Annotated in this window: 22 protein-coding genes and 1 pseudogene; 16 read left to right on the forward strand and 7 right to left on the reverse strand. The window is 38.7% G+C overall.

The window, feature by feature from the left end:
• Nucleotides 1–260: 260 nt before the first annotated feature.
• Complete coding sequence (locus ACNFN4_RS18915; RefSeq protein ID WP_448200393.1) at nucleotides 261–1,289, reverse strand: fatty acid desaturase; 1,029 nt, start codon at nucleotides 1,287–1,289, stop codon at nucleotides 261–263.
• Nucleotides 1,290–1,473: 184 nt separating this feature from the next.
• Between ACNFN4_RS18915 and ACNFN4_RS18920 the strand changes: the two genes are divergently transcribed.
• Together ACNFN4_RS18920 and cspC are read left to right on the forward strand one after the other, a co-directional pair.
• Complete coding sequence (locus ACNFN4_RS18920) at nucleotides 1,474–1,572, forward strand: molecular chaperone TorD family protein (RefSeq protein WP_448200403.1); 99 nt, start codon at nucleotides 1,474–1,476, stop codon at nucleotides 1,570–1,572.
• A gap of 447 nt (nucleotides 1,573–2,019) precedes the next feature.
• Nucleotides 2,020–2,223 carry a cold shock protein CspC gene (gene cspC, locus ACNFN4_RS18925; RefSeq protein ID WP_003156143.1) on the forward strand — a complete coding sequence of 68 codons (204 nt, stop codon included), beginning with the start codon at nucleotides 2,020–2,022 and terminating at the stop codon, nucleotides 2,221–2,223.
• A gap of 644 nt (nucleotides 2,224–2,867) precedes the next feature.
• Here cspC and ACNFN4_RS18930 read toward each other — a convergent pair.
• Nucleotides 2,868–3,329, reverse strand: coding sequence for a CarD family transcriptional regulator (locus tag ACNFN4_RS18930; RefSeq protein ID WP_276351288.1), 462 nt, complete (start codon nucleotides 3,327–3,329; stop codon nucleotides 2,868–2,870).
• Nucleotides 3,330–3,922: 593 nt separating this feature from the next.
• Between ACNFN4_RS18930 and ACNFN4_RS18935 the strand changes: the two genes are divergently transcribed.
• The 8 genes and pseudogenes from ACNFN4_RS18935 to ACNFN4_RS18970 all read left to right on the forward strand — a co-directional run bounded on the left by ACNFN4_RS18935 (nucleotide 3,923) and on the right by ACNFN4_RS18970 (nucleotide 9,224).
• Nucleotides 3,923–4,183, forward strand: coding sequence for a metal-sensitive transcriptional regulator (locus tag ACNFN4_RS18935; RefSeq protein WP_014416981.1), 261 nt, complete (start codon nucleotides 3,923–3,925; stop codon nucleotides 4,181–4,183).
• A 160-nt stretch (nucleotides 4,184–4,343) separates the two neighbouring features.
• Nucleotides 4,344–4,826 carry a DsrE/DsrF/DrsH-like family protein gene (locus ACNFN4_RS18940; protein WP_029974203.1) on the forward strand — a complete coding sequence of 161 codons (483 nt, stop codon included), beginning with the start codon at nucleotides 4,344–4,346 and terminating at the stop codon, nucleotides 4,824–4,826.
• Nucleotides 4,827–4,870: 44 nt separating this feature from the next.
• A complete protein-coding gene (locus tag ACNFN4_RS18945; RefSeq protein ID WP_029974200.1) occupies nucleotides 4,871–5,239 on the forward strand; it encodes a rhodanese-like domain-containing protein in 369 nt (122 codons plus the stop codon).
• 65 nt (nucleotides 5,240–5,304) lie between these two features.
• Nucleotides 5,305–5,874, forward strand: coding sequence for a sulfurtransferase TusA family protein (locus tag ACNFN4_RS18950; RefSeq protein ID WP_029974198.1), 570 nt, complete (start codon nucleotides 5,305–5,307; stop codon nucleotides 5,872–5,874).
• Nucleotides 5,846–7,004, forward strand: a pseudogene (locus ACNFN4_RS18955) (MBL fold metallo-hydrolase). Before ACNFN4_RS18950 ends, ACNFN4_RS18955 begins: the two are co-directional and overlap by 29 nt.
• Nucleotides 7,005–7,037: 33 nt before the next feature.
• Complete coding sequence (locus tag ACNFN4_RS18960) at nucleotides 7,038–7,265, forward strand: sulfurtransferase TusA family protein (RefSeq protein WP_003156135.1); 228 nt, start codon at nucleotides 7,038–7,040, stop codon at nucleotides 7,263–7,265.
• A gap of 59 nt (nucleotides 7,266–7,324) precedes the next feature.
• Nucleotides 7,325–8,101 (forward strand): sulfite exporter TauE/SafE family protein, encoded by a 777-nt coding sequence (locus ACNFN4_RS18965; protein WP_029974195.1) that lies wholly within the window; start codon nucleotides 7,325–7,327, stop codon nucleotides 8,099–8,101.
• A gap of 442 nt (nucleotides 8,102–8,543) precedes the next feature.
• Nucleotides 8,544–9,224 carry an aspartate/glutamate racemase family protein gene (locus ACNFN4_RS18970; protein ID WP_014416986.1) on the forward strand — a complete coding sequence of 227 codons (681 nt, stop codon included), beginning with the start codon at nucleotides 8,544–8,546 and terminating at the stop codon, nucleotides 9,222–9,224.
• A 105-nt stretch (nucleotides 9,225–9,329) separates the two neighbouring features.
• Here ACNFN4_RS18970 and ACNFN4_RS18975 read toward each other — a convergent pair whose 3' ends face one another.
• The 3 genes from ACNFN4_RS18975 to cotR all read right to left on the reverse strand — a co-directional run bounded on the left by ACNFN4_RS18975 (nucleotide 9,330) and on the right by cotR (nucleotide 11,532).
• Nucleotides 9,330–9,899, reverse strand: a complete 570-nt coding sequence (locus ACNFN4_RS18975) for a DUF2812 domain-containing protein (protein ID WP_014416987.1) — start codon at nucleotides 9,897–9,899, stop codon at nucleotides 9,330–9,332.
• Entirely contained in the window at nucleotides 9,886–10,203 is a 318-nt protein-coding gene (locus ACNFN4_RS18980; protein ID WP_014416988.1) for a PadR family transcriptional regulator, read from the reverse strand. Before ACNFN4_RS18980 ends, ACNFN4_RS18975 begins: the two co-directional genes overlap by 14 nt.
• A gap of 363 nt (nucleotides 10,204–10,566) precedes the next feature.
• Nucleotides 10,567–11,532, reverse strand: a complete 966-nt coding sequence (gene cotR, locus ACNFN4_RS18985; protein ID WP_022552644.1) for a sporulation hydrolase CotR — start codon at nucleotides 11,530–11,532, stop codon at nucleotides 10,567–10,569.
• A gap of 200 nt (nucleotides 11,533–11,732) precedes the next feature.
• Between cotR and ACNFN4_RS18990 the strand changes: the two genes are divergently transcribed.
• Entirely contained in the window at nucleotides 11,733–12,209 is a 477-nt protein-coding gene (locus ACNFN4_RS18990; RefSeq protein ID WP_021495063.1) for a DinB family protein, read from the forward strand.
• Nucleotides 12,210–12,314: 105 nt separating this feature from the next.
• On the opposite strand, the gene ACNFN4_RS18995 is transcribed toward ACNFN4_RS18990, so the two are convergent.
• Nucleotides 12,315–13,511 (reverse strand): diaminopropionate ammonia-lyase, encoded by a 1,197-nt coding sequence (locus ACNFN4_RS18995; RefSeq protein WP_014416991.1) that lies wholly within the window; start codon nucleotides 13,509–13,511, stop codon nucleotides 12,315–12,317.
• Between the two features lie 141 nt (nucleotides 13,512–13,652).
• On the opposite strand from ACNFN4_RS18995, the gene ACNFN4_RS19000 reads away from it, so the two are divergent.
• The 4 genes from ACNFN4_RS19000 (at nucleotide 13,653) to ACNFN4_RS19015 (ending at nucleotide 17,433) form a co-directional block, all read left to right on the forward strand.
• Entirely contained in the window at nucleotides 13,653–14,318 is a 666-nt protein-coding gene (locus ACNFN4_RS19000) for a GntR family transcriptional regulator (RefSeq protein ID WP_072177239.1), read from the forward strand.
• A 139-nt stretch (nucleotides 14,319–14,457) separates the two neighbouring features.
• Nucleotides 14,458–14,835: a RidA family protein gene (locus tag ACNFN4_RS19005; RefSeq protein WP_014416993.1), complete on the forward strand. Its 378-nt coding sequence runs from the start codon at nucleotides 14,458–14,460 to the stop codon at nucleotides 14,833–14,835.
• 77 nt (nucleotides 14,836–14,912) lie between these two features.
• The gene (locus ACNFN4_RS19010; protein WP_206647874.1) at nucleotides 14,913–16,223 is read left to right on the forward strand and encodes a septum formation initiator; all 1,311 of its coding nucleotides are present in this window, start codon (nucleotides 14,913–14,915) and stop codon (nucleotides 16,221–16,223) included.
• Between the two features lie 49 nt (nucleotides 16,224–16,272).
• On the forward strand, nucleotides 16,273–17,433 hold the full coding sequence (locus tag ACNFN4_RS19015; RefSeq protein WP_014416995.1) for a M20 aminoacylase family protein: 1,161 nt from the start codon (nucleotides 16,273–16,275) through the stop codon (nucleotides 17,431–17,433).
• A 39-nt stretch (nucleotides 17,434–17,472) separates the two neighbouring features.
• Here the strand turns inward: ACNFN4_RS19015 and ACNFN4_RS19020 are convergent, their stop codons facing one another.
• Complete coding sequence (locus ACNFN4_RS19020; RefSeq protein ID WP_014416996.1) at nucleotides 17,473–18,369, reverse strand: AraC family transcriptional regulator; 897 nt, start codon at nucleotides 18,367–18,369, stop codon at nucleotides 17,473–17,475.
• Between the two features lie 126 nt (nucleotides 18,370–18,495).
• Here ACNFN4_RS19020 and ACNFN4_RS19025 point away from each other — a divergent pair, with 126 nt between their 5' ends.
• Complete coding sequence (locus tag ACNFN4_RS19025; protein WP_110124534.1) at nucleotides 18,496–19,743, forward strand: Zn-dependent hydrolase; 1,248 nt, start codon at nucleotides 18,496–18,498, stop codon at nucleotides 19,741–19,743.
• Nucleotides 19,744–19,982: the final 239 nt, after the last annotated feature.

Consider the following 19,982-nt stretch of genomic DNA (forward strand, 5'->3'; position numbering starts at 1 on the left):
CACATATGAATATTCAAAGGTTTTATAACAGAAAACACAGTTTCACTTTATTGATGGCCCAACGGATGAATAACCCGGTGAAGGTTCAAGTCCTCTCGGGCGCATCTCAATGATACCAAGGGTTTTGACACCTCTGGTATTTTTATGTTAAGTGCATGTGGCATTAAAAAAGTGCTGACCTCTGCACAAAATCTTTGCGCGAGTCTGCACTTTTATTCTGCAAGATACACTGCCCATTATCATCGATTACGGGCGTTTATTTAATCCGTTCTTAGCCGAGCTGATACCTGGCTTTTAGAAGTTTTTTTTAAGTGGGTAAAACCAACAAATTTTTTGCCTTCTTCATCCCATAGGCGGAACTTTAACGACTTAATACTTGTTGCCAGTGTGATGGTCGGAACATTTTGCAATGGTTCAGTGTTGTTATGCACGATTTCAAGCTTATAGTTTGGGACTCTTGGGCTTAAATGATGAACATGATGGAAACCGATATTGCCTGTCAGCCACTGCATGACTTTTGGAAGCTTATAAAAAGAGCTTCCTTCAACGGCTGCTTTTACATATTCCCAATGCTCATCTTCTTCGAAATATGAATCCTCAAACGTATGCTGAATATAAAACATCCAAATTCCGAGGGATCCCGATATCATAAAAATTGGCGTCTGGACCAGCAGAAAGTTTTGCCAGCCGATAGCCCAACATAAAAGTGCTGCCAAAGCGACGATCCCCAGGTTCGTTACATATGTATTCATTCGTTCTTTGCGTTTTGCCCCTTTACGATTAAAACGATTGGTAATCCCGAAGACGTAAATCGGTCCGATAATAAACATAACAAACGGATTTCTGTACAAACGGTACATTATTTTTGTCTTAGTTGAGGCTTCTTTATATTCCTCAACAGTCAGTACCCAAATATCGCCCGTACCGCGTTTGTCCAGGTTGCTGCTTGTCGCATGATGGACAGAATGATCGTGTGCCCAATGATCAAACGGATGCAGAGTCAGAATTCCTGTAATTGTTCCAAGGATTCGATTCGCCTTTCGGTTCTTAAAAAAGGAATAGTGGCAGCAATCATGAAAGATGATGAAGGTTCTCACTAAAAAACCTGCCGCAACGACAGAAATCGCTGATGTAAGGATATAAGAAATCGACAAGCTCTTATAGGCCAAACACCATAACAGGAAAAACGGCACCAATGTGTTAATGATTTGACAAATACTTTTGTGTAAATCGGACTTTTCATAAGGGGTAACCAGTTTTCTCAAAGTCCTTAGGTTTTGTTCATTCATTTTTAAAAGCTTCCCCTTCCCTGATGTTCTTAATCTGCGTATAGAAAACGTTTTATTGCCTTTGAAGTCCCAGCTGTCATACTCCATGTATGATAAGTATCTTTCCTAATCTTATGTAAAACTATTGAAGGTCAGAAACTGTTCTCCATCTCGATTAAATCTTTATTAGCAATGGCCAGCCGGGATACAAAAAACGTATGAAGATTATACCCGGCTCTTTATCGGGCCAAACTCTCTCCATGCTCCCCTATGTGAATCGGTTTATTTAGACCGTAAACATTGATTGTTTGAGGAACAAACATGACAAGTTAATACCGTTAAAATAGGGGGTATACTTGAATGATCGTTTGGAAACATCTGCAGAAACAAAGCTATACCAGTGAACAGCCAAGAATATCTTGTACTTGAACAAGAAACAGCTGAGCTTTTTAAAGAAATCTTTAACAATCAATATGAAGTACTGGGTTTGAAGACACTCGTGATCCATTTTCACGGTGTTTTCAAACCATAGTTATTAATAGGCATCTTATTTTGCACTCGTATCGACAGGTTTAACAAATAAAACATGAATGAACACATTATTAATTTGCAGTTATTTCCGTTTCGTGCTATGATAAAGGGGAATTATTTTTGTTCGTGTAAAGGATAGTATGAATATCGACTTTTCGTCTTGATGATACTTTGGGCAAGGATAGTAATACAATGTGTAACACACTAGGAGGCAACAAAAATGGAACAAGGTACAGTTAAATGGTTTAATGCAGAAAAAGGTTTTGGATTTATCGAACGTGAAAATGGAGACGATGTATTCGTACACTTTTCTGCAATCCAAAGTGACGGATTCAAATCTTTAGACGAAGGTCAAAAAGTAACGTTTGACGTTGAGCAAGGTGCTCGTGGAGCTCAAGCTGCTAACGTTCAAAAAACTGCTTAATCTTTAATCGTTTATACAAACAGGCTCTTTATACAGGGCCTGTTTTTTTATGTTCTCTGTATCATACTGAATAAAAAAACCCTACTCAACGTTCGAGTAGGGACAGTTGCTACAAGGTAAGAAAAAGGTTTAAAACCTCAAAGGATTGTTTACAGTATAACATACCGGATTGACGATATGTGGAATATATATAAATGATTTGTTTTTATGTTCTCAATATATCTGTATGTTATTCTTTGTTACATTTCGCATATCTCTAATATGAAAAGAAGATAAACAACTGCTATTCACTGTGGAAGCAGATGTAAGAAATTCTTAAAGATAAAGAGGAGAGTGGTTGTTTTTTCTTCTGGAAATAATCACTTAGACCTAAAACAATGAAAGCCCTGCCTCTCTTCCATCCTTACGGCTCCTTGTCCGTGCCAGTGTGAATCAGGATTACAAAAATTAAGTGACTATTTCATCGAGTTTTTTGATAAAAATTCAAATGTTCGTTGAAGAAAAAAATAAAACAGATTAGATTGTTGGGGTAATAAAAGGGGTTAATGTTTTAAAAGTAAGTTGAAGAAGTTAAACATCTAATCGTAATATTCCGAAAACTTTCGGGTGCTTTTTGGAATGCAAAACATTATTTAAAATTAGCCTTAGCAAAAACTTTTTATTTGTTTTTCAGTGATTCCTTTAATGAATTCCAGTTCACTAATCAAAAATTCATATGCATGATCCAACATTTTTTTTTCGCTTGAATTAAGTGCTTTTTCTTTCTTCATCCGCCTTAAATCACGTACAACTTCAGCGCCTTCTTGTATTTCACCCGTTTTTATTTTGTTCGTATTTACTATATACCTTTGCTTCCACGGCAGTAGCCTATCTGATTCTCCATGCTGAAAAATGTGTATAATGTGTTTTAATGCACGTATATCAGTAACCGGCCGTATATTTGAACTCAATATTTTACGCGTTGGAATCATAACTGTCATATTACTGAGTGACATTCTTATGACATAATACTGTTGTTTTTCCTCTAAGAATTGTTTTTCTTCTATGGCTTCAATTGTACCTGCTCCATGCATTGGATAAACAATGTTATCGCCAATTTGAAACATATCATCCACCTCCATATATAGGAACTTAACTTAAGGTTATCATATATGGAGTGTGATATCAAATTTTTAATGATAACATGGTCGTTTATTGGTGTCAATAACTTTTTTTAAAAAAACAACATCAAAACAAGAGGGAACCTGTGGGATTCCTAAAAAAGAAAAGGTCAATTGGTCCGTGTATATCTTGGAATCTCGACTAATTAACAGAGATCAGTTTTTCGTTGAAAATGAGTTATTAAATTTCCTTTAGGAGTTCATGACTTGACATCAATGACAGCAATTGAATCCTAGGTTTGTTTACTTTTTCGATGTCTTCTTCTCCTCAAGAATACCAATTATGCAATTAAGAGCATGTTAAGTAAATATGGAGACTTCTTGTGATTAATCTTTTGGGTTTAACGTAAAACAGGGGGTACTAATATTAACTCTTTATAATCATTCTCATGCCGTCTTGAAAATTGACAGTATACCTGTAAGGGTATAATATTGATTCACAAACATTATCTAGTTAATAATGTAGTGTGATAAAGCATAGTATGAAGTGATAGTTGATAACATGCAAATATATAAATTTCAAAGAAGGAGTTCAACGCATGGAATATGATCAAAAGATTAAAAATCGCTTACGCCGGATAGAAGGACAGATAAAAGGTGTATTGACCATGATGGAACAAGGAAAAGATTGCAGAGAGGTTGTGACCCAATTAGCTGCTTCACGTAATGCGATCGATCGAGCAATGGGTTTGATTGTGAGCACAAACCTTGAACATTGTGTTCGTGAAAGTTTAGAAAAGGGAGAAGACACACAACACTTAGTAAAAGAAGCGGTCGAATTATTGGTAAAGAGCCGATAAAAAAATTCATCAACCTATCATCTTTAAGGTTGACGAATTTTTATATTTATTATAATATACCCCTGCCGGTATTTTGGGTTGAATAATAGGAGATCTTCCGAAAAAATTTTTAATTCTAATATACCCCTAGGGGTAATGGTGGTTAGTCAGGAGAATAAACATGACAAAACAAACAAAACGCACAACAATTGTTTTATTTAGCGGCGAATATGACAAAGCAATGGCAGCCTATATTATTGCAAATGGTGCAGCTGCCTACGATCATGAAGTGACGATCTTCCATACGTTTTGGGGATTAAACGCTTTACGTAAAGAAGAGCTGATTCCAGTGAAAAAAGGATTTCTTGAAACAATGTTTGGAAAGATGATGCCTCGCGGTGCTGATAAGATGGGTTTATCTAAAATGAACTTTGCAGGTATGGGCCCTAAAATGATTAAAAATGTGATGAAAAAGCATAATGCACTTACGTTGCCTCAGTTGATTGAGATGGCTCAAGAACAAGGTGTAAAGCTCGTAGCTTGTACGATGACAATGGATCTTCTTGGTTTACAGGAAAAAGAACTATTAGATGATATCGACTATGCTGGTGTAGCTGCTTATTTGGCAGATGCTGAAGAAGGCAATGTCAACTTATTTATCTAATGTTATCCATTGCAAATTGAATAAGTGAAGGGGGTTATAACACTATGAATAGCGGAGTAATGTTCAATACTTTACTCATTTTATTTTTACTTTGGATCGTATTTCGACGTTTTTTCCCATTGCATGGTGTTAAACAAATAACAACTGCTGATTTAAAGTCAGAGCTGAAAAATAAAGACAAACAGTTTATAGATGTACGAACACCTTATGAGTTCCGCACAAGGCATATTAAAGGGTTCGAAAATATTCCTTTGTCTATCTTGCCTCGTCAAACTCATCAGCTTTCGAAAGACAAAGACGTCTTTGTGATCTGCCAAAGCGGAATGAGAAGTATAAAGGCAAGTAAAGTATTGAAGAAACAAGGATTTAAAAATATCACAAATATAAAAGGTGGTATGAATACATGGTATTAACATCCAGAGAGTAACTTTTTGCATATTTATATACCCCCGCCCCTATATGAGAAAAGGAGGAAAAAATGATGAAAGCAAATATTGTACTAGACGCTAAAGGTTTGGCGTGTCCAATGCCTATCGTAAAAACGAAGAAGAGTATGAAGGATTTAAAAGCTGGTGACATATTAGAAATTCAAGCGACAGATAAAGGTTCTACAGCAGATCTGGAAGCATGGGCAAATAGTACAGGCCATGAATATCTAGGTACTGAAGCAGAGGGGGAAATACTTCGTCATTTTCTTCGAAAAGGAGGAGAGCTTTCAGCAGAAAATGCAGCTTCAATTCCTGAGATTTCATTAGAAGCTTTCAAACAGAAAGTGGATAGTGACGAGTCTCTTCACATTTTAGATGTACGAGAGATAGAGGAGTATGAAGAAGCCCATATCCCCGGAGTGGTGCATATCCCTCTTGGCGAAGTGGAAAAGCGCTCTAACGAATTAAACAAAAATGATGAAATTTATATTATCTGCCATTCGGGAAGAAGAAGTGAAATGGCGGCCCACACCATGAAAAAACAAGGTTTTAAAAAGGTTATTAATGTTGTCCCCGGTATGCGGGATTGGACTGGTAAAACAGAAAAAGGAGGTATGTAAACATGACCGTTCAAGCACTTACCGCAAAAGAAGTCACACAAAAAATCTTTCACAAAGAATCTTTATTTATTCTGGATGTACGTAATGAAAATGATTTTAGCGATTGGAAGATTGAAGGACATTATTTTGACCATTTAAATGTACCGTATTTCGATCTTTTAGATGGCGTAGAAGATATCTTGGAGAAAATTCCTTCTGATAAAGAAGTGCTGGTCGTTTGTGCAAAAGAAGGTTCATCTGTCATGGTATCCGAAATGCTTTCTGAAGCAGGTCATTCTGTATCCTATCTTAAGGGCGGAATGAAAGCATGGAGCGAACATTTAGAGCCGGTAAAAGTCGGGGATTTAAAAGGTGGCGGTGAGATGTATCAGTTTGTTCGAATCGGTAAAGGCTGCCTGTCATACATGGTCATTTCCAATGGTGAAGCAGCGATTATTGATGCGACACGTATGGCGGATATTTTTATAGACTTTGCGAAAGAGAAGGGCGCGGAGATTACTCACGTATTTGATACACATCTTCACGCAGACCATATTTCAGGCGGCAGAGTCATAGCTGAAAAAACAAAAGCAACCTACTGGTTACCACCGAAGGATGCAGAAGAAGCGGTATTTGATTATCAGCCGCTGGAAGAAGGCAACGATATTGTCATTGGAAACACAAAGATTGGCATTCAACCGATTTATTCACCGGGGCACACGATTGGCTCCACTTCTTTCATTGTCGATGATCAGTATCTTCTTTCAGGTGATATCTTGTTTATTGATTCAATCGGAAGACCAGACTTAGCCGGTATGGCAGAAGATTGGGCGGGAGATTTAAGAACAACGCTTTATAGCCGTTACAACGCGTTATCAAAGGATTTAATTGTATTACCGGCACACTTTATGATCATTGACGAGCTAAATGAGGATGGAAGTGTTGGTAAAAAACTACGTACATTATTTAGCGAGAACCATGGTTTGAACATTGCGGATGAAACAGAATTTAGACACCTAGTAACAGATCATTTGCCTCCGCAGCCAAATGCATACCAAGAGATTCGAGAAACAAACATGGGGAAAATCAGCCCAGATGAAGAAAAACAGCGTGAAATGGAGATTGGTCCAAACCGCTGTGCAATACGGTAACACAAGTTTCTATTAAAAAGAGGAGAGATGAACATGAAATCAGATAAAGTATTAGACGCAAAAGGCCTGGCATGCCCAATGCCAATCGTCAGAACAAAGAAAGCGATGAATGAACTGGAATCAGGTCAAATATTAGAAGTGCATGCAACAGATAAGGGAGCTAAAAATGATCTTGCAGCTTGGTCTAAATCAGGCGGGCATGACCTTTTAGAGCAAACTGATGAAGGCGATGTATTGAAATTCTGGATTAAAAAAGGCTAATAAATGTGAAAGGGTATCGAATACAAAGATGCCCTTTTTCTTTGAAAGGAGGAACCAAAATGGATATTGCCTTTATCACAACTCTTTTCATTATAGGGTTTATTGGTGCCTTTATTTCCGGAATGATGGGTATTGGCGGATCAGTTATTAATTATCCAATGCTATTATACATTCCTTCTTTAGTGGGAGTGATGTCATTAACTGCCCATGAAGTTTCAGGGATAGGGGCTATTCAAGTTTTCTTTGCGACACTTGGCGGTGTTTGGGCTTATCGTAAAAGTGGTTTTTTAAATAAAGCATTAATTATGTACATGGGAAGCAGCATCCTTTTAGGGAGTGTATTGGGGAGTTACTTTTCTCATTATATATCTGAAAAAGGAATTAACTTTATATACGGAATTCTGGCTATACTAGCAGTTGTTTTAATGTTTATACCTAAAAAAGGACAAGAACATAGCGAAGACGAAGAAGTGATATTTAATAAATGGTTGGCTTCGTCCCTAGCGTTTATCATTGGCGGCGTATCAGGTATTTTAGGAGCTGGCGGCGCTTTTATCCTGGTCCCCATTATGTTATCGATTTTAAATATCCCTGTTAGAATCACAGTCGCTTCATCTCTTGCGATTACATTTCTTTCATCTATTGGCGCAACAGTTGGAAAAGTAATCACGGGCCAGGTTCTTTTTGCACCGGCTCTGGTTCTTATGATTGTCAGTTTAATTGCTTCTCCTATTGGCGCATCTGTTGGGCAAAAAGTAAATACAAAATTCCTGCAATGGATTTTAGCGTTATTAATAAGTGCGACAGCTATTAAAATTTGGTTAGAGCTCCTTTGATATGAGTCAGCGGGTAAAATGAAAGATTAAAAGATTCATCACTCCTTGGTTTCTTATTCATGTTATAACACTTGCTCACGTTCAATAAATGTTTCAAGTGCTTGATGAAATTCTTTTTGATAATGGTGACTTGGGCAAGTCTTGACTATAGTACCGTGAAAAACATTTGACTTAGTTGCGACCAGTGTTTTATTTAGGACAGCGTTATGGGACACTATAAACCTGTACGTTTTAAAACGAAGATGGTGATTTTAACAAACATGGCGCCCAAGAGCAAGTCGTCTGGTTTGCCAGCTATCTTTTTTAAAGTCCCTTTTTCGATTAATGAAATGATAAAATAGGAGAAGACAGCCAAAAAGAAATGAGAGCAGATTCAGATGAGAAACACAAGAATAACTCATCGTGATCGTATTCGTACACATTTTTACAGAGGAGGACAATTATGATTGGAATACTGGCAGGAATGGGGCCAAAATCTACTGGGCCATTTGTAGATAAAGTAGTAGACGAGTGCCAAAAAATATATGGAGCAATACACGACATGGATTTTCCTCATATGATGATTTATTCTTGTCCGACTCCTTTCTACATGAATAAACCTCTCAATCATACGGACATGGAAAATGCAATTATTGAGGGGGCTGTAAAGCTTGAAAAAACGGGTGTTAATTTTATTGCAATCCCATGTAATACCGCACATATTTATTTTAATCAAATAAAAAAATCGCTTTCAGTCCCTTTACTAAACATGGTTGATGAAACCATAAAAAAAATACCTAAAGGCTCAAAAAAAGCAGCTCTTTTAGCCACCGTTCCTACGGTTCAATCTGGAATATTTCAAGAAGCGTTAAACAGAGAAGGTTATGATTTTTTACATCAAGATAGTTGGCAAATCTATGTCGATCACATAATAGAAAAGATTAAACAAGGTCAAACCGATGAGGCTGGTACATTATATGATGAATTACACCGTGAATTAGCAGAAAAGGTTGATACGGTTATCATTGCATGTACGGATTTAAATATGGTCACGGATCAAAAAAGCAGCGAACTTACCTTTGTTGATTCATCAGCTTGTCTCGCTCAAGCCATTGTAAATAAGTATGTATCATTAACAAAATAAGCCGTCTGATTAATCAGCAAATTCAGGGCGCTTTTTTCCGTTAAAGCGCCCGGCTTCGGCAGATACATGATCCTCGATTACTTCTTTAAATGTAACTTCCCCGCGTTATTGTTCTTTTAACATTGAATATTTTCGATACGCTTTATAGAAACTGCAGCCAAAGAGAACGGCCATAAGAGCGGGAAGCGACCTTAAAAGGGCAAATGGAGTTTCAAATAAAAATGCTTTCCAAAACATTGCGCCTTCCATACTCCACAGACCTTCAGCTAAATACAAACCTGAATTCGTGTAAATCATATTACAATAAAACAAGCACAGTAACCCAAAACAAGATGAAAAACTCATTAGTCTTTTATAATAATTACTCTTTGATTGGCGATCCGAGAAGATTTCATTTTGATCATCATCTTCTTTTTGCCAATATCGAGTTCCAAGCCCCCAAGGGCCATTTATATAACTCCAGCCGAAGTCTTCATATATCTCTCTGTAATCTTCGAATTTTTTCTTTGATAAATAATCTTGATAATCCAGTCTCATCACATATTTTTTGTCGGTTTTTTCGAAAGTGTATATTCCTAATCCGCTGATATTTGTACAGCGATAGCCTTTTTGTAATTGCTCGTTCAGCCATTGCTCCTCTTTTTCAATATCAAAAAACATCTTAAATTTCTTCATTCGATTCACTTCCTTCGTGCAGGGATAAAATATGCAGTAACCTGTTTTGTTCCATTTTCAAAATGGCGCTTCCTTCCGCAGTTATCATATAAACTTTTCTCCGGCCCGACTCTCCAACAGGTTCAATCCAGCCATGCTTATTCAAGTTTTCAATCGCGCCGTATAATGTGCCGGCTGCTAAAATAACAGTTCCGTTACTCATCTTTTCGATCTTCTGCATGGCGGCATAGCCATGAAGCGGCTCCCGCAAAGCTAATAAAATATAATGCATGGTTTCAGACAGCGGTAATAATTTATGTTTCATATCCTCATCCTCTATTCAGTCTGACTATATAGTTAAACTTAATACAGTTCAACTGAATAGTCAATGGTCTTTTCAAAATTTGTCAAAGGAACTTGAAAATCAAATCTAAAAAGTCGCTTTTCTTACGTAATGGGAAGCGACTTCTGAGTAGTCCTATTCAATTAAATGGCCCGATTGTTGGATGTAATGCTTAACTTCAGTGTTTGAAATGTCGGGCGGTAATAAGATTTCACTTTATCGAATGCCCAGCGTATAAATACCCCAGGAAGGTCCAAACCCTCTCGGCCGCATTAATAATACCAAGGGTTTTGAGTCCCTTGGTATTTTTTGTTCATTGTATGATGACGTAAACTTCTGACTTACTTAGTGGCTGTCGTTCCAGTTTTTCTCTATAAAAGTATTAGCAGGCTGTAAGTTGGTTTTGTTCGCAATTTCAATGACAGCGGGAACCACGGAAGGGTCTGTTTTGGAGAAGTTAGGAATCCGCGGATCTAACCGGAAAAAGCGATCTCCCAGCAGATTCGCGCTGACCATGGATTCATAGTAGCCATTTCCGCCGGAGATCATCTGAAGAAATGGCAGTAAAGGTTCATTAGGCGACCTGTCCAAAAGGACTCCCCAATTTGGAGGAAGGTTCTTCAGATTTTCGGGACGTATGTTATCCGCACTCACCATTCCCCATCCCCTCGTATCTCTTCTTAACCGAGTCGGGGCTTCACCTGTACCGATGGATAGCGCCGCAATTTGATCCAGTGGCACGTTGGCTTTACCAACCGCAAACGCGATACTGGCCGTACTGGGGTTCGTTGCCACTACATATCCGTCCACGTAGTTTTGATAGGCTCGCTGCGTCGCGGGAGCACCGCTGCTCCGCAGTATGACATCGCTCACTTTCTCATTTAAATAGGGAGAGCCGGGAAAGTTGTGAAATAATACGGGCGTCCAACGATCCAGTGCTGGGGAGTATAATTTGAATGAAGGGACAACAATTCGTTTTCTAAGATCTTTAAGACGAAGGCCTGGCGGGAAAAAGTTTCGCACCGCTTTAATAAAACCGGAATAGGGCAATTGTTGATTGAAAACAGGTCCCCCCGGCCGGGAAACGCTGAATGCGGGCAGGATCTCATCCTCAAAATACTGAAGTGTTTCCTCCGGAGATCTTCCGCTTGCTAATGCAAGGGCAGTAAATGAACCGATTGAATTTCCCGCAAATACATGGGTTCGACTTATTAATGCTGGATTTTCTTCAGCCAGTCTGTTCAATAGTTGTAAACTTAAAGCACCTAAGGTACCGCCCCCGTCAAAGGTCATGATCCGATATTTTGCCAAAGCTGATTTCTCCTTTCTGATGAAAACTATCATTCAGTATATGTTCAGCCAGAGTCTATTGTATGGATGAATGAATATCTCCTTATCTTAAAAATGGTTTGATTATCAATCCAGCGAGTCGGGAAAGAATATGTTTTTTATTTGAAGAGGTTTTTTCCGGGAAAAAGGAGAATTATTTAAAAATAAAAGGGGGAAAACACTTGAATACGATTGACCTTATTGTTTTACATTTTGAAGAAGTAAGACGGCGAAGCATCAAGTTATGGACAGCTATACCTGAGGAAAAAATGGACTGGCGCCCCGATTCCGAAGCAATGTCGTGTAAGGAAATGATAAGACATGTATTAGAAGCGGAATTTCTTTATCATCACATTTTACTAAAACAAATGAATGAGTCTTCAGAGGAATCTAAAAACCCGTATGAATCAAAAACGTTTACCACAGTAACCGAAGAATTAGAATTCGCAAAACCGTATCGGGCCGAGTTTTTGACATTCATCAAATCGTTAAACGAAACAGATTTAACAAATATAAAGATTGACAGGTCTGATGTTGGATATATTCGCGAACTAGGAGACATGTTATTAAGAATCGCTTACCATGAGTCCGTACATACCGGTCAGCTTTTAGACTATCTCAGAACTGCTGAGGTTGACAGGCCTTTAATTTGGGACTAGTTAAATGATTGAGTTTTACATGGGAAGGGGAAATAACGGAAGCCTTAACTTCACCCAAAGTTAAGGCTTTTTATAAATCATTAAAACAAACATGTTGCCGTTGTTTTAATGATCTGTTCCCCAAACCGCTTTCCGATAATTTTCCGGATCAGTATCACCTTCTGTATTAATCATTAACACATTAGATGACTGATCTAATTCTAATTTCTTCTTTATCTGTTCCATTGAAGTATTCTTACTTAACTCATGCAGCAAACCTAATGGTACGGAACCTGACTCACCAGAAATAATCTTCGGATCCGGATCAATAGGATTACCCAATATTCTCATCCCCAATGCGCTTATCTTGTCATTACAGGAAAAGAAATAATCACTGCATGTTCTCAAAATGTTCCAACCGAATGGGTTGGGTTCGCCGCAGGCAAGCCCAGCCATCATTGTAGAAAGATCACCGTATACTCGGACAGGTGATCCAGAGGCGCTTTGGGCTGACCGGTACAGACAATTTGCGCTTTCGGGTTCAACTATGGAGATTTTGGGCTTATTCCCGCTTTTTACATTTAATAGGGAAGCTGCCATTGAAGCAGCGAAAGATCCCACTCCAGCCTGAAGGATAACATGACTGATTGTATTGAAGAAATCTTCATTTTGTTTGTATATTTCTGCAATAATTGTTGTATATCCTTGCATGATAGAGAGAGGAATTTGCTGGTATCCTTCCCAAGCCGTATCCTGAACTAAAATCCAATGATGTTTCTCAGATAAATCTGCCGCCATTTGAACAGTGTCATCATAATTTAAATCTGTAATGTACGCATCAGCACCTAAATGTTTAATGGCTTCCAATCTCGCGGGAGAAGAACCTTTTGGCATATATACCTTTGCTTTCTGTCCAAAAAGGGAAGCCGCCCATGCCAGTCCCTTTCCGTGATTACCGTCGGTAGCTGTAGCAAATGTAGCAGAAGGAGCGCTTTTTACAAGTTCAACCAATTCGTTAAAATGAATGGAATTAAGGTCGATTTTAAGTTTTTTACTATAGTAAGAAGCAATCGCATATGAAGCACCCAAGCTTTTAAAAGCATTAAGGCTAAAGCGTTTAGATTCATCTTTGACATAAAGACTGTTTATGCCGAGATATTGTGCGAGACTTCTTAACGAGTGAAGCGGTGTTGCTTGATAGCCGGGAATGCCGGAATGAAAATGAAGCGCTTTTTTTGTTTCCTCTGCAGAGAAATAGGAAGATTCCTGAGGTAACGTATCAGATCTGAAATGATTCGAAACCCAATCAATATTCGCAAACAAATTTCTTCATCCTTCCAATATGTGATATATCACATTATACATGGATCGGAATGTAAAGCAACTTTTCTTTTTCGCAAACGATATACTGAAATGTGGTATATTACATGTAAAATGATGTTTTAAAGAGGTGAAAACGTGACAATGAACCAACAGCACCAATTAAAACGAACATTTATGAAAGTTGAAGCTTATCAGTTTCTGAGAGAGTGGATTATAACAGGTAAGCTTGAGCCGGGAGAAAGACTGAGAAATCAAGATATATCTGAGACACTCGGAATCAGCCGCACGCCGGTCCGGGAGGCGCTGCTTCAGCTTGAAAATGAAGGTCTTGTCATAACGAAAGCCAATCGGTGGACAGTGGTAGCACCTATTGACCTGGAAAATGCGAAAGAGGTTTACTCGGTCGTTTGGTCTCTCGAGTGTCTCGCTTTTGAACAGGCACTTTCAAGATTTACACAAGATCATATAGACGAGATGGAAAAATTAAATAAGCAAATGAATGCAATAATGGAGACGGATGATAAGGTAAAAGCGCTGGAATTGGATAATGCCTTTCATCAAAAGATCATTGAAGTCTCAAATAATACTGAACTGCAGAAATTACTGCAAGGACAAAAAACGAAAATACAGAGAATTGAAATTCGGTATTTCAGTCAAAATCACGCAATGAATGCATCCTGCAGTGAACACAATCAAATATTAGACGCAATGAAGAATAAAGATCTTAAACAAGGACTGAATGCCATAAGGAGTAACTGGGAAAACAGTCTGACTCGAATCATTTTAAACAGCCAATTAAAAGCCTGACAACTCGTCAGGCTTTTTTGTATGAATTTTTCGTTTGACTAATATGAGATATGTGATATATTACTTTTAACTGAAAGCAATTCAGTTTTTTTGTGAAGAATATTTAGAATTTTACATCAATAAGGAGAAGGTGATTATTATGTTAAAAACAGTTTTTACAGAAAAAGCACCAAAAGCGATCGGACCTTATTCTCAAGGCATTAAAGTACAAGATTTTTTATTTTTATCAGGACAGCTTCCTGTTAATCCAAACACGGATGAAGTTCCGGCTGATATTAGGGAACAAACGATTCAAGTTTTAAAAAACATTGAATCCATTCTGAAATCAGAGGATTTAAAAATTGAAAATATAGTGAAAACGACTATTTTCCTTAAAAATTTAGGTGATTTTAAAGCTGTTAACGAGGAATATGGTAAATATCTTGGAGACCATCGTCCTGCGAGATCCACAATTGAAGTAAGCCGGTTGCCTAAAGATGTACAGATTGAAATTGAAGTCATCGCGTATTCCGGATAAATATATACGAGTGAAAAGCTGCCCGGCTTCATGGTAATTCGTGATGTTCCAGAGCATGACATTCTTTTTTCGGGAGGATAAATATGTCTATAGAACAGGATGTGGATGTGCGGTGCCGGAGTTCTTCATCGAATAATGCCTCTTATGAAGATCCGGCTAAATGGTGCAGGCAAAATACAATTTGGGTCTTAGGCCTGTTTGGCACAGCAATAGGCGCGGGCGTGCTTTTTTTGCCAATTAATGCGGGAATAGGGGGCATTCTGCCTCTGATGATCATCACTGTTCTGGCTTTTCCGATTACGTACTTTTCTCACAGAGCTTTGGCCAGATTTGTTTTATCGGCAGGTTCTGCAACAGACGGGATTTTAGCGGTGACAGGAGAATACTTTGGGGCGAAAGCAAGAAGAGTATTCACTGTCATTTATTTTCTTGCGATTTACAGCATCCTGTTAATGTATTCAGTTGCCATTACAAATACAGCTCAAAGCTTTATTGTGAATCAAATGAACATGCCAGAGCCGCCAAGGGGTTTAACTGCCGGATTTCTGATAGCAGGATTACTGTTTATCGTGCGTTTTGGTCAGGATGCGGTCATGAAGACTATGAGTTTGTTAGTTTATCCATTTATAGGTTCGTTATGTTTGATGGGGATCTATCTGATACCTAAATGGAATACAGCCATTTTGGATGTCACACACCTATCATTATCCGGATCAGGACAAGGGATGTTCATGACGGTATGGATGACATTCCCTGTCCTGGTGCTTTCATTTAATCATTATTCAATGATTTCACCATTCGTTGTAGCTCAAAGGCAGTGTTATGGAGACAAATTTGCTGATGATAAATGTGCCCAAATACAAAAATACAGTTATATATTGATGATACTTACTGTTTTATTTTTTGTATACAGCTGTGTATTCAGTTTGTCGCCGGCAGATCTTGCTATGGCAAAGAAACAAAACATCTCAATTCTCACTTATCTCGCCAACCATTTTCATTCAGCGTTTATTGCTTGTCTTTCCCCGATTATCGCATTTGTCGCAATTACGAAATCCTTTTTAGGACATTATATAGGAGCCTATGAGGCCATGCGGGATATCATTGTTGAGGTTTTTCCATCAAGAAATAATAAGAAAAAAACAGATTTTATCATTCTGTTTTTTATGTTTGTCACTTGCTGGCTAATAGCTTATATCAACCCAAGTATTCTAGGCATCATTGAAAGCATCAGCGGACCGATAGGGGCTGTTATTCTATTGCTGCTCCCTATGTATGCCATTCGTAAGCTGCCAGTATTAAAAATGTATCGAAATAAAATCAGTAATGTTTTTGTTACGATTATTGGTGTCATCACTGTTTCGGCAATTATTTTTGCTTTATTTTAATTATTTGTGTAAACGCTTTCTATTTAATGATTATATTGGAGTGGTCTTTATGAATGATATCACAATGAAAGATCAATTAATAAAATGGAGACATGACCTCCACATGATACCTGAAACAGCTTTTGAAGAACACATGACCTCAGTGTATATTGCTGAAGAATTAAAAAAAATGGGAGTAAGCGTTTGTTCGGGTCTGGGCGGAACAGGTATAGTCGCCACCTTAAAAGCGGGAGAAGGTTCAAAGGTTATAGGAATCAGAGCGGAACTGGACGCATTACACTTCACTGAAGCAGCAGATCATTCGTATGTGTCTAAAAATAAAGGGAAAATGCATGCCTGCGGTCATGACGGACATATGGCAATCCTTCTTGGGACAGCTAAAATATTGAGTGAAAGACAACATTTTAACGGCACCGTGTGTTTTATTTTTCAACCGGCGGAAGAACCGGGCAAGGGTGCGAGGGCCATGATTGAGGATGGACTTTTTGAACAATTTCCGCTCGATGAAATTTACGGATTGCATAATATGCCTGGATTGCCGGCGGGTACTTTTGCAACCCGCCCCGGGGGAATTATGGCCGGTGAAGATAACTTTGTCATCCGGATTAAAGGAAAAGGCGCTCATGCAGCCCGCCCTCATATGAGTATTGATCCATTGGTCATAGCGTCGCAAATTATTCTCGCCTTACAGACTATTGTGTCCAGAAATTTAGATCCAAGCGTTCCTGCCGTTATATCCTGTACGGAAATCGTAACAGACGGGGTGAGGAATGCGATTCCGACTTATGTGGAAATCAAAGGTGATACGCGAAGTTATTCTCCTGACACCCGACGTTTTCTCGAAGAAAAAATGAGGACTATCAGTTCCGGGATTTGTGAGATGCATGGTGCGGAGTGTCAGTTTGAGTATACACATGAATTTGCTCCAACGACGAATTGGGAAGAATATGTCGGGTTTACTGTTGAAGCTGCTGCCAAAACAGCCGGAAAAGAGAATGTCACTTCTAACATAAATCAGATGATGATTTCAGAAGATTTCTCGGCTTTTTTAGAGAAGGTTCCCGGTGTATTTGTTTTTCTTGGCAATGGTGATGAGCATGATCAAAAGGGCCATATTCCATTACACAGCCCGTCATATGATTTTAATGATGACATTCTTTTAACCGGTGCAGCGTATTTTGCGGAATTAGTTAAAATTCGCTTATCCTAAAACACATGAAACAAAGAAAAACAGCAATTACTGAATCAGTCAGTGCTGTCTTTCTTTGTTTTTTTGTTTTTTATAAGCCAGCGGCGTCATCTTCATGGCATGTCTGAACCTGCTGATGAAATAACTTGTGCTGTTAAAACCAACTTGATAAGAAATGTCTGTCACACTCGCATCTCTTTGCTGCAATAAATATAAGCTTTTTTGAATTCTGTAATCTATAACGTAGTGTAACGGAGAACATTTTAAAAAGCGCTTGAAATAGCGGCAGCACTCAGAACGGCTTAGCTGCCCGGCTTTCGCAATATCCTCCAATGTGATTTTTTCAGCATAATGCTGATGGATCCAGCTCAGCATATTCTTCATCCTTTGGTTCTTCAACCATTCTGTTTCGATACATTCAAGGTGGAAACAGTTGGCGATTAAGTGTTTCCAAACAGACGTAAGTTTCATCGTGATATCTATTTCATAAAAGAGGGATTTTTGCTCGATGCATTTGTGGATCTCTAATACAGCATTCAGAATGTTTTTTTCTAAAGGGTCGTCTGCGTGGATATATAAGTAAGGGACATTCGTTGCGTGAATCAAAGGTTTTACATAGGTCGTGTAGAGTTCCTGTGATAAAACGAAATGCGGGGAGACATTTAAACAGATATAAAGACAATCTGAACTGCCATGCTCCTTTGTCATATGCAGGCAGCCGCTGTTAATAAACAGCCCGTCGCCTTGACGGACAACCACCCATTCCTCATTTACTTGGAACAGCGCTTCTCCTTTTATTATAAGCACGAATTGAATTTCATCATGCCAATGAAGGGGAATATATCCGTGCAAATGGTTCTTAATGGTTTTTTCATAGCAAGCAACCGGCATAACAATTGTATGGTGTTTCGTCAAATCTTGCAGACTGTCATCCATCAGAAAGTTTTGCGTTTGCATGTTAAACACCTCAATATACTTATATTTTTAAATCCAATATTGGTATTAAGATGATGAATTCTTATATATCATAACATTATTGTTATATCAATGAAGCGATTGACTCAGTACAGGGAGGAATGCAAAATGGCATCTGAACATGTGAACCTTTACATGAATTCTGAACGTTTACTCAGCCGTCTTAAGGAGCTTGGTGAAATCGGACGTGACCGCAATGACACACTCACAAGGTTAGCTGCTTCCGATGAAGATAAGGCGGGACGGGACTTATTGGTAACATGGATGAAAAAAGCAGGCTTAGAGGTTATGATTGATAAAATCGGAAATATTTTCGGGGTATGGTATGGTTCTGATCAGAATAATGATGCGCCCATTATGATCGGCTCTCATATCGACACGGTCATCAACGCGGGTATTTACGATGGATGTTACGGGGTTATTTCGGGACTTGAAGTCATAAACACTTTAAAGGAGTCCAGCTTCAAACCGGAGCGTCCGATTGTCATTGCGGCTTTTACCAATGAGGAAGGTGTGCGATATACTCCAGATATGATGGGATCACTCGTATTCGCCGGAGGACTTTCTTTAGAAAAGGCGCTTCAGACCCGCGGTACGGATGGGACGAAACTGGGTGAAGAACTTAAGCGTATAGGATATGAGGGAACAGAAAAGCCCGGCTTTTTAACACCGCACGCCTTTATTGAGCTTCATGTTGAGCAGGGGCCGATTTTAGACAAAACAGGCATTCCGGTCGGTGCCGTTGAGAATTTGCAAGGGATTTCCTGGCAGCGTATAACGGTTCAAGGCGTTTCAAATCATGCCGGGACAACTCCGACTGATATGCGTCAGGATGCCGGGCATGCAGCCGCACAAATCATAACGTATTTGCGCAAACGTGCCAATATGTCTAACGGCCAAACTGTCGCCACGGTCGGAACAATCAGTTTTGAGCCAAATGCTATCAATGTCATTCCATCATTGGCAGCACTTACAGTTGATTTGCGAGATCCGGACGAAAAGAGACTTCAAGAAGAAGAATCAGCACTGGCCGATTACCTGAAAGATTTGGAAGAGGCTGAAAACGTATCTATCACATCTGAACCATTAGTCCGTTTCAATCCCGTTGTATTTGATAAAAACATTGTTGCATTAATTGAGCGGGCTGCAAATAAACGGGGACTGGAATCAAAACGGATGACATCCGGTGCCGGGCACGATGCACAAATGATGGCCCGCATCTGTCCGACGGCTATGATTTTCGTTCCAAGTATAGAGGGGATCAGCCATAATCCTGAAGAATACACGAAAGATCATGACTTGGCTGCAGGTGTCAATGTATTATTAGATGTCGTTAGTGATCTTTCTTCTAAATAAGGAAACGGGAACATCAAGGAATACAAATCGAGATAAAGAGTGAAGATAGAGAGTGTCGTACAGAAAAGCTCTTCTCATCATTGATATCTCTGATGAAAGTTCAATTTTTCCCTGGCGTATCAATCATGCCAAAGGTTTAACCGCCTTTGGCTTTTTTTTATGTCAACTTTTGCGTCTGTTAAGTGAAAATTGTTTTATAAACGGTGTGATCATATAATTGAATGAAAAAGGATGCATAT

The sequence above is a fragment of the Bacillus sp. N1(2025) genome (assembly GCF_053470005.1).

Coding starts and splice junctions, on each gene's coding strand:
- ACNFN4_RS18915 (WP_448200393.1), bottom strand. CDS start 1,289: ATGAATGAACAAAACCTAAGGACTTTGAGAAAACTGGTTACCCCTTAT.
- cspC (WP_003156143.1), top strand. CDS start 2,020: ATGGAACAAGGTACAGTTAAATGGTTTAATGCAGAAAAAGGTTTTGGA.
- ACNFN4_RS18930 (WP_276351288.1), bottom strand. CDS start 3,329: ATGTTTCAAATTGGCGATAACATTGTTTATCCAATGCATGGAGCAGGT.
- ACNFN4_RS18935 (WP_014416981.1), top strand. CDS start 3,923: ATGGAATATGATCAAAAGATTAAAAATCGCTTACGCCGGATAGAAGGA.
- ACNFN4_RS18940 (WP_029974203.1), top strand. CDS start 4,344: ATGACAAAACAAACAAAACGCACAACAATTGTTTTATTTAGCGGCGAA.
- ACNFN4_RS18945 (WP_029974200.1), top strand. CDS start 4,871: ATGAATAGCGGAGTAATGTTCAATACTTTACTCATTTTATTTTTACTT.
- ACNFN4_RS18950 (WP_029974198.1), top strand. CDS start 5,305: ATGATGAAAGCAAATATTGTACTAGACGCTAAAGGTTTGGCGTGTCCA.
- ACNFN4_RS18960 (WP_003156135.1), top strand. CDS start 7,038: ATGAAATCAGATAAAGTATTAGACGCAAAAGGCCTGGCATGCCCAATG.
- ACNFN4_RS18965 (WP_029974195.1), top strand. CDS start 7,325: ATGGATATTGCCTTTATCACAACTCTTTTCATTATAGGGTTTATTGGT.
- ACNFN4_RS18970 (WP_014416986.1), top strand. CDS start 8,544: ATGATTGGAATACTGGCAGGAATGGGGCCAAAATCTACTGGGCCATTT.
- ACNFN4_RS18975 (WP_014416987.1), bottom strand. CDS start 9,899: ATGAAGAAATTTAAGATGTTTTTTGATATTGAAAAAGAGGAGCAATGG.
- ACNFN4_RS18980 (WP_014416988.1), bottom strand. CDS start 10,203: ATGAAACATAAATTATTACCGCTGTCTGAAACCATGCATTATATTTTA.
- ACNFN4_RS19000 (WP_072177239.1), top strand. CDS start 13,653: ATGAACCAACAGCACCAATTAAAACGAACATTTATGAAAGTTGAAGCT.
- ACNFN4_RS19005 (WP_014416993.1), top strand. CDS start 14,458: ATGTTAAAAACAGTTTTTACAGAAAAAGCACCAAAAGCGATCGGACCT.
- ACNFN4_RS19015 (WP_014416995.1), top strand. CDS start 16,273: ATGAATGATATCACAATGAAAGATCAATTAATAAAATGGAGACATGAC.
- ACNFN4_RS19020 (WP_014416996.1), bottom strand. CDS start 18,369: ATGCAAACGCAAAACTTTCTGATGGATGACAGTCTGCAAGATTTGACG.
- ACNFN4_RS19025 (WP_110124534.1), top strand. CDS start 18,496: ATGGCATCTGAACATGTGAACCTTTACATGAATTCTGAACGTTTACTC.